Annotated in this window: 12 protein-coding genes; 4 read left to right on the forward strand and 8 right to left on the reverse strand. The window is 58.3% G+C overall.

The window, feature by feature from the left end; all coding sequences use genetic code 11:
- Positions 1-129 precede the first annotated feature (129 nt).
- Positions 130-522, reverse strand: coding sequence for a 30S ribosomal protein S9 (rpsI, locus tag AB3226_RS09540; protein WP_002555064.1), 393 nt, complete (start codon positions 520-522; stop codon positions 130-132).
- A 14-nt stretch (positions 523-536) separates the two neighbouring features.
- Entirely contained in the window at positions 537-965 is a 429-nt protein-coding gene (rplM, locus tag AB3226_RS09545; protein ID WP_007905295.1) for a 50S ribosomal protein L13, read from the reverse strand.
- A 244-nt stretch (positions 966-1,209) separates the two neighbouring features.
- Between rplM and AB3226_RS09550 the strand changes: the two genes are divergently transcribed.
- Entirely contained in the window at positions 1,210-2,250 is a 1,041-nt protein-coding gene (locus AB3226_RS09550) for an NADP(H)-dependent aldo-keto reductase (protein WP_367372894.1), read from the forward strand.
- A gap of 103 nt (positions 2,251-2,353) precedes the next feature.
- Here AB3226_RS09550 and AB3226_RS09555 read toward each other — a convergent pair whose 3' ends face one another.
- Positions 2,354-3,490: an acyl-CoA dehydrogenase family protein gene (locus AB3226_RS09555; protein ID WP_008004989.1), complete on the reverse strand. Its 1,137-nt coding sequence runs from the start codon at positions 3,488-3,490 to the stop codon at positions 2,354-2,356.
- A 244-nt stretch (positions 3,491-3,734) separates the two neighbouring features.
- Here AB3226_RS09555 and AB3226_RS09560 point away from each other — a divergent pair, with 244 nt between their 5' ends.
- Positions 3,735-4,631, forward strand: coding sequence for a GlxA family transcriptional regulator (locus AB3226_RS09560; RefSeq protein ID WP_367375776.1), 897 nt, complete (start codon positions 3,735-3,737; stop codon positions 4,629-4,631).
- Positions 4,632-4,980: 349 nt separating this feature from the next.
- Here the strand turns inward: AB3226_RS09560 and zapE are convergent, their stop codons facing one another.
- The 3 genes from zapE to AB3226_RS09575 all read right to left on the reverse strand — a co-directional run bounded on the left by zapE (position 4,981) and on the right by AB3226_RS09575 (position 8,190).
- The gene (gene zapE / locus AB3226_RS09565) at positions 4,981-6,075 is read right to left on the reverse strand and encodes a cell division protein ZapE (protein ID WP_008004987.1); all 1,095 of its coding nucleotides are present in this window, start codon (positions 6,073-6,075) and stop codon (positions 4,981-4,983) included.
- A 90-nt stretch (positions 6,076-6,165) separates the two neighbouring features.
- Positions 6,166-7,521: a tryptophan--tRNA ligase gene (locus AB3226_RS09570; protein ID WP_367372895.1), complete on the reverse strand. Its 1,356-nt coding sequence runs from the start codon at positions 7,519-7,521 to the stop codon at positions 6,166-6,168.
- A 24-nt stretch (positions 7,522-7,545) separates the two neighbouring features.
- Positions 7,546-8,190, reverse strand: a complete 645-nt coding sequence (locus AB3226_RS09575; protein ID WP_367372896.1) for an alpha/beta hydrolase — start codon at positions 8,188-8,190, stop codon at positions 7,546-7,548.
- A 145-nt stretch (positions 8,191-8,335) separates the two neighbouring features.
- On the opposite strand from AB3226_RS09575, the gene AB3226_RS09580 reads away from it, so the two are divergent.
- The gene (locus AB3226_RS09580) at positions 8,336-8,770 is read left to right on the forward strand and encodes a YhcB family protein (protein ID WP_258617053.1); all 435 of its coding nucleotides are present in this window, start codon (positions 8,336-8,338) and stop codon (positions 8,768-8,770) included.
- 268 nt (positions 8,771-9,038) lie between these two features.
- On the opposite strand, the gene AB3226_RS09585 is transcribed toward AB3226_RS09580, so the two are convergent.
- On the reverse strand, positions 9,039-9,764 hold the full coding sequence (locus AB3226_RS09585; RefSeq protein WP_367372897.1) for an OmpA family protein: 726 nt from the start codon (positions 9,762-9,764) through the stop codon (positions 9,039-9,041).
- A gap of 118 nt (positions 9,765-9,882) precedes the next feature.
- The gene (locus AB3226_RS09590) at positions 9,883-10,527 is read right to left on the reverse strand and encodes an MBL fold metallo-hydrolase (RefSeq protein ID WP_367372898.1); all 645 of its coding nucleotides are present in this window, start codon (positions 10,525-10,527) and stop codon (positions 9,883-9,885) included.
- Between the two features lie 215 nt (positions 10,528-10,742).
- Here AB3226_RS09590 and AB3226_RS09595 point away from each other — a divergent pair, with 215 nt between their 5' ends.
- Positions 10,743-15,725 carry a M10 family metallopeptidase C-terminal domain-containing protein gene (locus tag AB3226_RS09595; protein ID WP_367372899.1) on the forward strand — a complete coding sequence of 1,661 codons (4,983 nt, stop codon included), beginning with the start codon at positions 10,743-10,745 and terminating at the stop codon, positions 15,723-15,725.
- Positions 15,726-15,840: the final 115 nt, after the last annotated feature.

Genomic DNA, 15,840 nt, shown 5'->3' on the forward strand with positions numbered 1-15,840 from the left:
AGCCTTGCAGTATAGGGCTTCTGCGGATGTGGCAAGTTGTCACAGCGCAATTCATTGATAAATCGCGCCCATAAAAAAACGCCCAGCTTCGCGAGGAAACTGGGCGTTCTTTTTGAACGCGAAAGCGAATTAACGCTTCGAGTACTGCGGACGCTTACGCGCTTTACGCAGACCAACTTTCTTACGTTCAACTTCACGAGCATCGCGAGTAACGAAGCCAGCTTTGCGCAGAGCGCCACGCAGGGTTTCGTCGTACTGCATCAGTGCGCGAGTGATACCGTGGCGGATTGCGCCAGCTTGACCACTTACACCACCGCCGATCACGGTGACGTAGATGTCGAACTTCTCGACAGTCTCAGTCAATTCCAGCGGCTGACGAACTACCATGCGGGCAGTTTCGCGGCCGAAGAAATTATCCAGCGAACGGTTGTTGATGGAGATGTTACCAGTACCCGGACGCAGGAAAACGCGTGCGGTTGCGGTCTTGCGACGGCCAGTGCCGTAATTTTGAGTCGCCGACATAATGAACTATTCCGTTAAAACTTCAGTTCTTGGGGCTGCTGAGCAGTATGAGGGTGTACAGCGCCCGCATAGACTTTCAGCTTACGATACATGTCGCGACCCAGCGGGTTCTTAGGCAGCATGCCTTTGACCGCAGTCTCGATCACGCGCTCAGGGGCTTTAGCGATCAGCTTTTCGAAGTTGATCGACTTGATGCCGCCCGGGAAACCGGAGTGGGAGTAGTAGATTTTGTCGGTGGTTTTAGCACCGGTTACACGAATCTGCTCGGCATTGATAACGACGATGTAATCGCCGGTGTCAACGTGAGGAGTGTACTCAGCTTTATGCTTGCCACGCAGACGGCTCGCGATTTCGGTGGCCAGACGACCCAGGGTCTGACCTGCAGCGTCGACGACAAACCAGTCGCGCTGTACTGTTTCCGGTTTAGCAGTAAAAGTTTTCATTCTTTATAGCCTCAGGGGCCGCCCTGTAAATTAGACGGCGGATCTTACTGAATAGTGCGTACTTTGACAAGTCAAAGGCAGCCGGATACAGACGCTTTCGGGGGCTCGGGTCGGCGCGTCCGTTCAACGGCAAGATTCTTCGGCGGCGGCGCATCACTTCCACTGCAGAAAGAGGTGCGCAATTATGCAGATTGCGAAAAATTTTTCAACCTGCTTTTATGATTGTTTTGCCAAGGAGCACCCGATGGACTATCGCCAGCTAGGCCGTACCGATCTGAACGTGAGTGCAATCTGCCTCGGCACCATGACCTGGGGCGAGCAAAACAGCGAAGCTGAAGCCTTCGCCCAGATCGAACGGGCCAAGAGCGCGGGCATCAATTTCATCGACACCGCCGAAATGTACCCGGTGCCGCCCAAGGCCGAAACCTACGCCACCACCGAGCGCTATATCGGCAATTACTTCAAAAGTCGCGGCGATCGCGCCGACTGGATTCTGGCGAGCAAGATCGCCGGCCCCGGCAACACCATCGACTACATCCGCGACAAAAACCTCAAGCACAACCGCGAGCACATCGTGCAGGCCGTGGATGCGAGCCTCAAGCGTTTGCAGACCGACTACATCGACCTCTATCAGTTGCACTGGCCGGAACGCAGCACCAATTTCTTCGGACAACTGGGCTACAAGCACACGAGCGAAGTCAACCTCACGCCATTGGAAGACACCCTCCAAGCACTGGACGAACAGGTCAAGGCCGGCAAGATCCGCCACATCGGCCTGTCCAACGAAACCCCGTGGGGCACCATGCGTTTCCTCGCCATCGCCGAAGCCCGGGGCTGGCCGCGCGCAGTGTCGATCCAAAACCCCTACAACCTGCTCAATCGCAGTTTCGAAATCGGTCTGGCGGAAATTGCCATCCGTGAACAGTGCGGTCTGCTCGCCTATTCACCACTGGCGTTCGGCTTCCTGTCGGGCAAATACGAAGGTGGCGCGCGTCCGCCCAAAGGTCGCCTGAGCCTCTACAGCCGCTTCAGCCGCTATTTCAATCCTCAGTCAGAGGCAGCGTGCAGCCGTTATGTGGCACTGGCTCGTGAACACGGTCTGGATCCGGCGCAGATGGCACTGGCATTCGTCACACAGCAACCGTTCGTCACCAGCAACATCATTGGCGCCACCACGCTTGAGCAACTGGACAGCAACATTGCCAGCTTCGAGCTGAAACTTTCCGACGAAGTGTTGGCGGGGATCGAGGCGATTCACCAGGATCATCCGAATCCTGCACCTTGATTGATCTTTAGATCCAATCGCGGGCAAGCCACGCTCCACAGGGAAATAACAAACCTGTGGGAGTGTGGCTTGCCCGCGATGGCGTCCGCTCAGTCACTGCAAATTACAGCGACCGCGCAATAATCTCCTTCATGATCTCATTGGTCCCGGCATAGATCCGCTGCACCCGCGCATCAGCCCACGCCCGGGCGATCGGGTATTCCCACATGAACCCGTAACCGCCATGCAACTGCACGCATTCATCGAGCACCTTGCATTGCAGGTCGGTGCCCCAGTACTTGGCCATTGCCGCCGTCGGCACGTCGAGTTTGCCTTGCAGATGCAGTTCCAGGCAGCGATCGACGAAAACCCGGCCGATCTGGATTTCGGTCGCCATTTCAGCGAGTTTGAAGCGAGTGTTCTGGAAGTCGGCGATGGCCTTGCCGAAAGCCTTGCGCTCACGGGTGTAATCCAGCGTCCATTGCAACGCCGCTTCGGCTGAGGCCAAACCACCCACCGCGACCGTCAGACGCTCCTGCGGCAATTCTTGCATCAGGTAAGCGAAGCCCATCCCGGCCTGGCCCAGCAGGTTTTCCTTTGGCACCCGAACGTCCTGGAAGAACAGCTCCGAGGTGTCCTGAGCCTTCATGCCGACCTTTTCCAGGCGCTTGCCCTTGGCGAAGCCCGGCGTATTGGCCTCCACCAGAAACAGACTGGTGCCCTTCGCCCCCGCCTTCGGATCGGTCTTGGCCACGACGATCACCAGGTCAGCCAGAAAGCCATTGGTGATGAAGGTCTTCGAACCGTTGATCACGTATTCGTCGCCATCCAGCACAGCGGTGGTTTTCACCCCTTGCAGATCGGAACCAGCACCCGGCTCGGTCATGGCAATCGCGGTGACCATCTCGCCAGACACCAGTTTGGGCAGGTATTTGTGTTTCAGCGCTTCACTGCCGTAATGCAGGATGTAAGGCGCGACAATGTCCGAATGAAGAGAAAAGCCGATGCCGGTCAGCCCCAGACGGCCGACCTCTTCGATCACCACCGCGCTGTAGAGAAAGTCCGCCCCCAGCCCGCCGTACTCTTCCGGCAGATGCGAACAAAGCATCCCCGCCTCCCCTGCCTTGTTCCAGAGTTGGCGGTCGATATAGCCTTGTTTTTCCCATTGCCCATGGAACGGCACGGCCTCTTTTTCGAGGAACGTTCGCACGCTGTCGCGAAAAAGTTCGTGCTCGGAGCTGAACAAGGTTCTGGGGATCATGCGGCACCTGTGGTTATTGTTAGCCGGAATTGACCTTTAGAGACTAAGCCTCACTTCCGATACAGGACACTGGACACATCCGACAAAAAATAAGACGATCCAGCCGTCTGGTGACCACTTTCCCCTATAAGAATAAAGTTGAATTATGTCTAACCAAGTCTCCACGCCCTTGCGGCGCGTCAGCATCCTGGCTATCGACCGGGTTTTCGCTTCCACCCTCATGCAAGCCAAGGATTTCTTCCATCTGGCCAGCCTGCGCTATGGCAAACAACTGGGTCACGGCCTGACACCGGCGTTTGAAACCCGGCTGGTCAGCCCCGACGGCAAACCGGTGAATAGCTTCAGCGACGTGATCATGCCGGTGGACGGCGGCCTGGAAAATGCCGACGTCATCATCCTTCCCGCCTTCTGGGACGATTTCGACACGCTCTGCAAACGTTATCCACAGGTCCTGCCGTGGCTACGTCAGCAGCACGCACGCGGTGCCGTGTTGTGTGGCGAAGCTACCGGGGTGTTCTGGCTGGCCGAGGCCGGGTTGCTCGATGGCAAGGAAGCGACGACCTACTGGCGTTTCTTCAATGCGTTTGCCGAGCGCTTCCCGCAGGTCCAGCTCAATCAGGACAAACACCTGACCGACGCCGACAACCTGTATTGCGCCGGCGGCACCACCTCGGCCTGCGATCTCTACATTTACCTGATCGAGCGTTTTTGCGGCGCCAACGTGGCCCAGGCCGTGGCCCGCGACATTCTTTACGAAGTGCAACGCAGCTATGCGCCGGGGCGGATCGGTTTCGGCGGGCAGAAGCTGCACCAGGACGTGATCATTCTGCAGATCCAGCATTGGCTCGAAGAACACTTCGCCGACAAGTTCCGCTTCGAAGACGTGGCCCGCGAACACGGCATGAGCATCCGCAACTTCATGCGCCGTTTCCAGACCGCCACCGGCGACAAACCGCTGCATTATCTGCAGCGACTACGCATCGAGACGGCCAAGGGCTTGTTGTCCGCCAGCCGCAAGAGCATCAAGACCATCAGCTATGAAGTCGGTTACGACGATGCGAGCTTCTTCGCCCGGTTGTTCCGCCAGCATACGGAGTTGTCGCCGAATCAGTATCGGCAGCAGTTTCAGCAAGCGGCGTAGCCCTAGAGAACAACACAAATCAACTAATGAAATGGCTACCCCCGCCGCCCCCTGCGATCGCCCACTAAGCTTTCGCAGGGGGCCTATCGGAGACCGTTGCCATGAAAGTAGCTATTGCTGCCATCGACCTGGGAAAACACGCACTCCGAGCATTCAGCTTGCCACTCACCGCTCTCACCCTCAGTCTAATTCCTGCGCAAGACACAAGCGGGCTTGCCCGCGATGGCGGTGCATCAGTCACAATAATGTTGGATGTGCCGCCGCTATCGCGGGCAAGCCCGCTCCCACAGGTTCTGCGATAAACGAAAAAGGGCCTGCATATGCAGGCCCTTTTATTTTCCGAAATATCCTACGGCTTATGCGCCCTGGACAGAAACTCGTGTGACTGCATTTCCAGCAAACGACTAAGCGTGCGCTGGAACTCGAAGTTCAGGCGACCGCCGGTGTAGAGGTCTTTGAGCTCGACCTCGGCAGAAATGATCAGTTTCACGTTGCGGTCGTAGAACTCGTCCACCATGTTGATAAAGCGTCGGGCGATGTCGTCGGTGGTGACGCTCATCTGCTCGACATTGCTGAGCAACACGGCGTGGAAGATTTTACCCAGTTCGATGTAATCGTTCTGGCTGCGTGGGCCGTCGCAGAGTTCGCGGAAGTCGAACCAGGCCACGTCATCGCAAGTGCGCACGGCACGGATTTCACGGTTCTCGATCACCAGCACGTCGTTCTCGATGGCTGCCGTGCATTCTGGTGTCAGGGCCCGGAAGCTCTTGCGCAGGCTTTCCTGGGCAGCGTCATCCAGCGGGAAATGGAACAGTTCCGCTTGCTCGAGGTGGCGCAGACGGTAATCGACGCCGCTGTCGACGTTGACGATCTCGGTGTTCTGCTTGATCAACGCAATGGCCGGCAGGAAACGCGCACGTTGCAGGCCGTCCTTGTACAAACCGTCCGGCACGATGTTCGACGTCGCGACCAGGGTCACGCCGTTCTTGAACAGCTCTTCCATCAACGTGCCAAGAATCATCGCGTCGGTGATGTCGGAGACGAAGAACTCATCGAAACAAATCACTCGCGACTCGTCGGAGAAGCGCTTGGCGATGATGGTCAGCGGGTTTTTCTCGCCGCCCAGGGTCTTCATCTCTTCATGCACACGCTTCATGAAGCGGTGGAAGTGAGTGCGGGTCTTTTCCTTGAACGGCAGCGCTTCGAAGAAGGTATCGACCAGGTAGGTCTTGCCGCGACCCACGCCACCCCAGAAGTACAGGCCCTTGACCGGCACCTGGTCTTTCTTGCCAAACAGTTTGCCGAGCAGGCCCGGTTTGTTCTGCGAGGCCGCGACCAGATCATCGTACAGGCGCTGCAAATGGCGCACGGCAGTTTCCTGAGCGGCGTCATGAAAGAATTCCGGGCGTTTCAGATCAGCTTGATATCGTTCTAGGGGCGTCATAATTCGTTAGCAAGGCAACAAAAACGGGCCGTCACTGTAGCGACGGCCCGTGGGAATGGCAATCGGCCCTTGGTCGGACCGAGCCGTTGATTATTCCTGAACCGGTGTCAGCGCAACGCGCAAAGCCCCGATGGCAGCATCGCGAGCAGCGCTGTCGGCGAAGGCCGGGCTGTCGGCAACGCACTCGCCTTCCAGCCAGACGCTGAAGCTCAGGTCTTCACTGCGCACGTCCAAGGCTTGACCGGATTGCAGTTGCTTGGTCACTTGCCCTGCGGTTTTACCGTCGGCGAAGTGGCGCGACAGCAGCAGTTGTTCGCCATCGGCCGCCAGCAGACGGAAGCGGAAACTGCCGTCGTCTTCACGGAAGCTGACGAAACGCGCGGCTTTGGCTGCTTTCTTCTTGGTGGTCGCTGCGACTTGGGTCTGAGCGACGAAAGAGCGCAGGCCGACCGCCTCGCGCAGTTCGTGGAGGAACGGCGTCGCCACCGAGCGGGCCTTTTTGGCGCCGATCTGCAGCATGTCTTCCAGATCCGCCGGGCGCTCGATCAACTGGTGATAACGCTCGCGGGATTCGCCCAATTCGTTGTCGAGCAACTGGAACAGACGATTCTTCGCCTCGCCCCAACCCAGGCCCTGGAGCAATTCGCTGCGGAACTCGTCGGATTGTGCCGGCGTAGCGAAGGCCTGGAACAAAGTGAACAGGTGCGAATTGTCCGGATCCTTGGCTTCGCCCGGGGCACGGGAGTCGGTGACGATCCGCGAAATCGCGTCTTTCATCTCTTTGGCGCTGCTGAACAACGGAATGGTGTTGTCGTAGCTCTTCGACATCTTGCGACCGTCGAGCCCCGGCAAGGTGGCGACGCTTTCCTCGATCAGCGCTTCGGGCATGGTGAAGAACTCTTTACCCTGGCCGAACAAGTGATTGAAGCGCTGGCCGATGTCACGGGCCATTTCCACGTGCTGGATCTGGTCACGACCGACCGGCACCTTGTGGGCGTTGAACATCAGAATGTCCGCAGCCATCAACACCGGGTAGCTGTACAAGCCCATGGTGATGCCGGCATCCGGGTCTTCGCCGGTTTCGACGTTCTTGTCCACCGAGGCCTTGTAGGCATGGGCGCGGTTGAGCAGGCCCTTGGCGGCCACGCAGGTCAGCAGCCAGGTCAGTTCAGGGATTTCCGGGATGTCGGACTGGCGATAGAACGTCACGCGGTCCACGTCCAGGCCACCGGCCAGCCAGGTCGCGGCGATTTCCAGACGCGAGCGCTGGATGCGCAGCGGGTCATCGCATTTGATCAGGGCGTGGTAGTCGGCCAGGAAGTAGAACGAATCGGCATTGCTGTCACGGCTGGCGACGATCGCCGGACGGATAGCGCCAGCGTAGTTGCCCAGGTGCGGCGTGCCGGTGGTGGTGATGCCGGTGAGGATACGGGTACGAGTCGTCATGGGTAATCGCTTGTCAGACTGCAATCAATTCGAAAGACGCGGCAGGATCAGATCCTTGAGATCGGTCAGCTTGCCATGAAAAAAGTGTCCGCATTCTGCCACTTTCAGCAGCTCATGGGGGCGATCGAGTGCGCCGGACCAGTCGTAAACGAGCTGTGGATCGATGACTTCATCGGTTTCTGGCTGGATCAGGGTCAATGTACCTTGTTGCGGCAGTTGATCCTGTTCGCCCAAGCGCATGACGGCGGGCGCGATCATGAACAAATGCTTGAGGTGTTCGCCCTTGGCTTCCAGGCGTCCGCCGAGACTTGCTGCAACAAATCCGCCGAAGGAGAAGCCGAACAGGGTCAGGGGCAAGTCAGGATGTTTGGCCCGCAGCCACTCGGCCGCCGCCTGGGCATCGTCGACTTCGCCAGTGCCCATGTCGTGCGAGCCTTCACTGGCGCCGACGCCACGGTAATTGAAACGCAAAGTAATCAAACCGGCATCGCGCGCGGTGCGCTGCAAGGTCGAGACGACTTTGTTGAGCATGGTGCCGCCCTGCACCGGGTTCGGGTGGCAGATCAGCGCCAGGCCGCGGGGCTGCTCGTTATCCGGCCCCTCGCTATTTAAGTACAGGGCTTCCAGTTGGCCGACCGGGCCATCAATCACTACAGGGGTTTCGCGCATAAGCAAGGAAGGAACTCCGTGACCTCGAATCGGGTCGACTCGTCTAGCCAATTGTCTGTGCCAATTCTATTGCGAGTGAATCGCGGTATACAGCGCAGGTTCGAGCCGTTAACGTAAAGCAAAGCCGTTTATAGAGGAAGGACTCGTGGAACACTCGCTCTTAGTTTGGTTGTTGCCGACTCTTGCCCTGGTTGTGGGTGTCGCCATTGGATTCCTGATCGCTCGCCTGGTGCCGAATGCCGCGCCTAACCGCACGCAACGTCAGCTGGACGACATTCAGGAACGTTTCGACAGTTATCAGAACGAAGTGGTCACCCACTTCAACAGCACTGCAACACTGGTCAAGAAACTGACTCAGAGCTATCAGGAAGTGCAGGACCATCTCGCCGAGGGCGCCAATCGTCTGGCCCTGGACGAGCAGACTCGCCAACGCTTGCTGGCGGCCCTGCACGCCGACGCGGCGCAGTCTCCACGGGAACGCCTGACGCCACCGCGCGATCAGGAACCGCCTCGCGACTACGCCCCTAAAATGCCGAACGCGCCGGGCATGCTCGATGAGCATTACGGCCTGAAGAAGTAATCAGGTTTCGCGCGACACAAAAAGCCCTCGGATGAGTGATCGTCCGAGGGCTTTTTTGTTTCTGATCCGATATCTGTGGTGTCTGTCAGGGCCTCTTCGCGGGCAAGCCCGCTCCCACAGGATTTGTGTTTGACCACTATCTTGTGATCGACAAAGAACACTGTGGGAGCGGGCTTGCCCGCGAAGAGGCCGTGTCAGTCGATATTAATGTCGCCTGGCACACCGCTTTCGCGAGCAAGCCCGCTCCCACAGTTTTTATGTGCAGGTGTTACTGATACTGCTGAACAGGCTGGCCCTGCTGCTGATACTCCTGACCCGGAATCGGCTTCAGGTTGACCTCGACGCGACGGTTCTGCGCCCGGCCATTCACATCACCGTTGCTGGCAATCGGATTATCCGGCCCGGCACCACGCGCCGACAGGTTGGTGCCGCTGACACCCTGAGAGGTCAGGTAAGTCGCCACACTCTGGGCACGACGCTGGGACAGGTCCATGTTGTGCTGACGGCTGCCGGTGCTGTCGGTGTAGCCGACGATCTCGATCTGGTTCTGGTTGAACTCCTTGAGCGAGCCCGCCAAATTGTTCAGCGGCTGGTAGAAGCCCGACGCGATGTTCGCCGAATCGGTGGCGAATGTGATGTTGCCCGGCATGATCAGCTTGATCTGATCGCCTTGGCGCTGCACTTCAACCCCAGTGTTGGCCATGCTGGCCCGCAATTTTTTCTCCTGCTGGTCGGCGTAGTAACCGTAACCGGCGGCAGAAGCCCCCACCACGGCGGCGCCAATCAGCGCGCCCTTGCCACGGTTATCGTGACTGATGGCAGCACCGGCCAGTGCACCGGCCAAGGCGCCGAGGCCACCGTATTTGGCTGTTTTGCTCATGCCCGTAGAACCGCTATCAGCCTGACCCTGGTTGTCATAAGGGTTCTGCGATGCGCAACCGGACAACAAAGCCACAGCAGTAGCGACAATAATCAAACGACGCGAGGTGAACATGGAGAGCTCCTACTTTTTTTTGCATTCTGTGGTGCAGCGGACTTAAGCAATGAACCTTTGCGGGCGTTGGATCATGGGCAACGCCAAAAATTCCTTCGTGCCTTTCACAACTGCAGCATCAGGCTCGCACAAAAGGGTTACCGCGCATTTCATCGCCCAGACACGTGTCCGGACCATGACCGGTCACCACCGTCGCCTCTTCGTCGAGGGTATACAACCGTTGTTTGATCGAACGCACGAGAGTCGCCTGATCGCCTCCCCATAAATCCGTGCGTCCTACCCCGCGCTTGAACAGCGTATCACCGGCAATCAGCAGCTTAGCCTCTGAAAACCAAAAGCTCATGGAACCGGGTGTATGACCCGGCGTGTGCAACGCCACGCCACACCCGCAAGCCAGCTCTTCATCGTCGGCCAACCAGCGATCCGGCGATGGCACCGGGACGTAAGGCACACCGAACATCTGGCACTGCATCTCCAGGTTGTCCCAGAGAAATTGATCTTCCTTATGCAGGTGCAGCGTCGCGCCGGTTTTCTCCTTGAGCTGCCCGGAAGCCAGGAAGTGATCAAGGTGCGCGTGGGTGTGGATGATGCTGACCACCTTCAGGCCCAAGGCGTCGAGGCGAGCGAGGATCAGTTCGTGGTTGCCGCCCGGGTCGACCACAATGGCTTTTTTGGTGATCGGGTCGCCGATGATTGTGCAGTTGCACTGCAACGGCCCGACAGGGAAGGTTTCGCGGATGAGCGCTGGGGTCGGCACGTTCATGGGAGGTCCTGATCAGTCAATTTCGAACAGGATACCAGCGCGTATTCCTCAAGACTCAATGGCATATGCCGACATAAACTTGCCAGCCAGTTTTCTGACGTCATTAATAAAAAAATAGTGGCTACATGATATCAATTGACGCTGACTCTGGTGCAAAATCGCTGTCTTGTAGCGGCCACATACAGGAAAGGTCGCAGCGTACTCAGGAACTTCGCATGCCTCGTCCCACTGGTAACACCGATAGCTTGTCCTCGTCGCTGACCGGCATAAAATCCGTCGACAGTCTTATTTCTGGCGCCCAATGGGAAAGCACCAAGTGGTGGATGCCGGGGGCCGTGACTGATCTGACCTATAGTTTTATTTCGCTGACGACCTCTTTTTTCGCGACCAGCTACAGCGCTGACAACGAGTACACCTCGGCGTATGCCCTGACAAGCGCGCAGCAAAACGCGGTTATCAGTGCGCTGGGCAGCTGGAGCGCGGTTGCCAATATCACGTTCACCCTCACCAGCGACACCATCACTAATGTCGGCGACTTGCGTTTTGGTGGTTACACGCTGATGGACGGCGAGACAGCTGCCTGGGCCTACACTCCCGGCAGTACACCGAAAGCGGGAGATGTCTGGATTGGTCCAGCGACGAACGAGGTCACGCCAGTCAAGGGTTCTTACGATTACCTGACCTTCGTGCATGAAATAGGCCATGCCATCGGCCTCAAGCACCCGTTCTCACCTAACGCATCGAATAACACGGTACTTGACGCATCGCTGGACGATGTCCGCTTCACGGTCATGAGCTACAACGACTCATACTCGTATCTGCCCACCACGCCGATGCTGCTCGACATCCTCGCGATCCAGAGCCTGTACGGCGCCAACACGCTATGGCAGGCCGGTAACAACACCTACAGCTGGGCGAATGACCAATCAGTGTTCGAGACCATCTGGGACGCCGGCGGTATCGACACGATCGACGCCAGCAACCAGTTGAATGCAGTGCGCATTGACCTGAACGAGGGTGCATTCAGCCAGATCGGCAAAGCGTTCCTCGACCTCACGACCCTGTCTGCGTTCAACGAAGGTCTGGCGATTGCTTATGGCGCAAAAATCGAAAACGCCGTGGGCTCCTCCAACAACGACAGCCTGATTGGCAACGGCCTGAATAATATCCTCAATGGTCTGGCGGGCGCCGACACCATGAACGGCGGCGTTGGCAACGACACTTATTTTGTCGACGATGTCGGTGATGTGATCATTGAAGGCCGCACCTCACCAACGGAAATCGATACCGCTCTGGCATGGATCAGTTACACCCTGGGCAGTAATGTCGAGGCCCTGACGTTACTGGGCAGCGGCAACCTCAACGGTACCGGCAATGCCCTTAACAACGTCATTACCGGTAACTGGGGTCAAAACATTCTGGACGGTGGTGCTGGTGCCGACACCTTGATCGGAGGAGGTGGCAACGACACCTATGTTGTCGACAATACCGGTGACGTCATTATTGAAAACAGTACGGTGGTCGGCGAAATCGATACCGTGAACGCTTCGGTCAACTACAACCTGGGCGCCAACGTGGAAAATGTCGTGCTGACCGGCACGGCCAACATCAATGCCAACGGCAATACCCTGAACAACGTGTTGACCGGCAACAGCGGCAACAACGTGCTCAACGGTAGCGCTGGCCTGGACACCATGATCGGTGGCGCGGGTGACGATACCTACTACCTCGATCAGGCCGGCGAACAGTCACTGGTGCAGGAAAACACCAGCGAAGGCAGCGACACCCTGCGCATCTACTACGCCTCGAGCGGGATAACCAACACCATCAATCTGGGCCTGAGCAATCTGGCCAACGTCGAAAACGTCTGGCTGATGGGTACCGGCGGTTACACGGTACAGGGCAACAGTCTCGACAACTCCCTGCTCGGCAGTGCCTCGGCGGACAATCTGCAAGGCGGTGCGGGCAATGACCGCCTGAACGGGGCGGCCGGGGCAGACACTCTGATGGGCGGGATCGGCGACGATACCTACGTGGTCGACCATGCGGGCGACGTCATCGTCGAAGGTAGCAACGAAGGTCGTGACCAGGTCATCACTTCGATCAGCTACACCCTGCAGGCCAACCTCGAGGACGCCCAGCTGTTGGGCGCCGGCGATCTGTACCTGATCGGCAACGCGCTGGACAACAGCCTGACCGGTAATGGCGGCAACAACATCATCAACGGTCAGGGCGGGGCTGACACCATGAGCGGTGGTGCCGGCAACGACACCTACTTCGTCGATAACGTCGGCGACACCATCATCGAGCTGGGCACTTCGCTGACCGAAATCGACAGTGTGCTGTCCACGCTGGCTGATTACACCCTGAGCGCCAACCTGGAAAACCTGACGCTACGTTTCAACGACAACCTCAACGGCACCGGCAACGCGCGGAATAACGTCATTACCGGGAATACTGGCGACAACACCCTGGACGGAGGCTTCGGTGCGGACACCCTGATCGGCGGCCTCGGCAACGACACTTATGTGGTCGACAATGCCGGTGACGTGATCACCGAGACCAGCACCCTGCCCTCCGAGATCGACACCGTTCGCTCCTCGATCAACTACAACCTGGGCGCCAACATGGAGAATGTCGTGCTGACCGGCACGGCCAACATCAATGCCAACGGCAATACCTTGAACAACGTGTTGACCGGCAACAGCGGCAACAACGTGCTCAACGGTAGCGCTGGCCTGGACACCATGATCGGTGGCGCGGGTGACGATACCTACTACCTTGATCAGGCTGGCGAGCAGTCACTGGTGCAGGAAAACACCAACGAAGGCAGCGACACCCTGCGCATCTACTACGCCTCGAGCGGGATAACCAACACCATCAATCTGGGCCTGAGCAATCTGGCCAACGTCGAAAACGTCTGGCTGATGGGTACCGGCGGTTACACGGTACAGGGCAACAGTCTCGACAACTCCCTGCTCGGCAGTGCCTCGGCGGACAATCTGCAAGGCGGTGCCGGCAATGACCGCCTGAACGGGGCGGCCGGGGCAGACACTCTGATGGGCGGGATCGGCGACGATACCTACGTGGTCGACAATGCGGGCGACGTCATCGTCGAAGGTAGCAACGAAGGTCGTGACCAGGTCATCACTTCGACCAGCTACACCCTGCAGGCCAACCTCGAGGACGCCCAGTTGTTGGGCGCCGGCGATCTGTACCTGATCGGCAACGCGCTGGACAACAGCCTGACCGGTAATGGCGGCAACAACATCATCAACGGTCAGGGCGGGGCTGACACCATGAGCGGTGGTGCCGGCAACGACACCTACTTCGTCGATAACGTCGGCGACACCATCATCGAGCTGGGCACTTCGCTGACCGAAATCGACAGCGTGCTGTCCACGCTGGCTGATTACACCCTGAGCGCCAACCTGGAAAACCTGACGCTGCGTTTCAACGACAACCTCAACGGCACCGGCAACGCGCGGAACAACGTCATTACAGGGAATGCCGGCAACAACGTCCTGGACGGCGACCTTGGTGCCGACACCCTGATCGGCGGCCTCGGCAACGACACTTATGTGGTCGACAATGCCGGTGACGTGATCACCGAGACCAGCACCCTGCCCGCCGAGATCGACACCGTTCGCTCCTCGATCAACTACAACCTGGGCGCCAACATGGAGAATGTCGTGCTGACCGGCACGGCCAACATCAATGCCAACGGCAATACCTTGAACAACGTGTTGACCGGCAACAGCGGCAACAACGTGCTCAACGGTAGCGCTGGCCTGGACACCATGATCGGTGGCGCGGGTGACGATACCTACTACCTCGATCAGGCCGGCGAACAGTCACTGGTGCAGGAAAACACCAGCGAAGGCAGCGACACCCTGCGCATCTACTACGCCTCGAGCGGGATAACCAACACCATCAATCTGGGCCTGAGCAATCTGGCCAACGTCGAAAACGTCTGGCTGATGGGTACCGGCGGTTACACGGTACAGGGCAACAGTCTCGACAACTCCCTGCTCGGCAGTGCCTCGGCGGACAATCTGCAAGGCGGTGCGGGCAATGACCGCCTGAACGGGGCGGCCGGGGCAGACACTCTGATGGGCGGGATCGGCGACGATACCTACGTGGTCGACCATGCGGGCGACGTCATCGTCGAAGGTAGCAACGAAGGTCGTGACCAGGTCATCACTTCGATCAGCTACACCCTGCAGGCCAACCTCGAGGACGCCCAGCTGTTGGGCGCCGGCGATCTGTACCTGATCGGCAACGCGCTGGACAACAGCCTGACCGGTAATGGCGGCAACAACATCATCAACGGTCAGGGCGGGGCTGACACCATGAGCGGTGGTGCCGGCAACGACACCTACTTCGTCGATAACGTCGGCGACACCATCATCGAGCTGGGCACTTCGCTGACCGAAATCGACAGTGTGCTGTCCACGCTGGCTGATTACACCCTGAGCGCCAACCTGGAAAACCTGACGCTACGTTTCAACGACAACCTCAACGGCACCGGCAACGCGCGGAACAACATCATCACCGGGAATGCCGGCAACAACGTCCTGGACGGCGACCTTGGTGCCGACACCATGATCGGCGGCCTCGGCAACGACACTTATGTGGTCGACAATGCCGGTGACGTGATCACCGAGACCAGCACCCTGCCCGCCGAGATCGACACCGTTCGCTCCTCGGTCAACTACAGTCTGGGCGTTAACCTGGAAAACCTGGTCCTCACCGGCAGCACCAACCTCGTCGGTTTCGGCAACGGTTTGAACAACTCCCTGTTCGGTAACGCCGGCAACAACATACTCAACGGCGGTGCGGGCAACGACACGCTGATCGGTGGCCTCGGGGCCGACACGCTCACCGGCGGTATCGGCGCGGACAGGTTTGCCTTCACCGACTTGAGTGAGGTGGGCAAAGGCGCATTGCGCGACGTCATCAATGATTTCAGCAGCCTGCAGGGCGACAAGATCGACCTGTCACTGTTTGATGCCAATCTCGCCAACAGCGGAGTCAACGCGTTCAGCTTTATCGGCTCGAATGAGTTCACCGGAGCAGGACAGTTGCGCTTCGTCGATCAGGTACTTTCGGGCAACGTCAGCGGCAACGCCGGTGCCGACTTCGAAATCCACCTGGTGGGCATCAATACCTTCAGCGCCCAGGACCTGGTGGCCTGACAATATCGATACATGAGGTCAGTCCGGTTTGTGAAAGCAAACCGGGCTGCAACACATTGAACGGCCCGACGGGTTCGGGGCGTTTTTTTGTCCGTGGTGAAATGACCGCAGACAC

The sequence above is a fragment of the Pseudomonas lini genome, assembly GCF_964063345.1.
Taxonomy (GTDB): Bacteria; Pseudomonadota; Gammaproteobacteria; order Pseudomonadales; family Pseudomonadaceae; genus Aquipseudomonas; species Aquipseudomonas lini_B.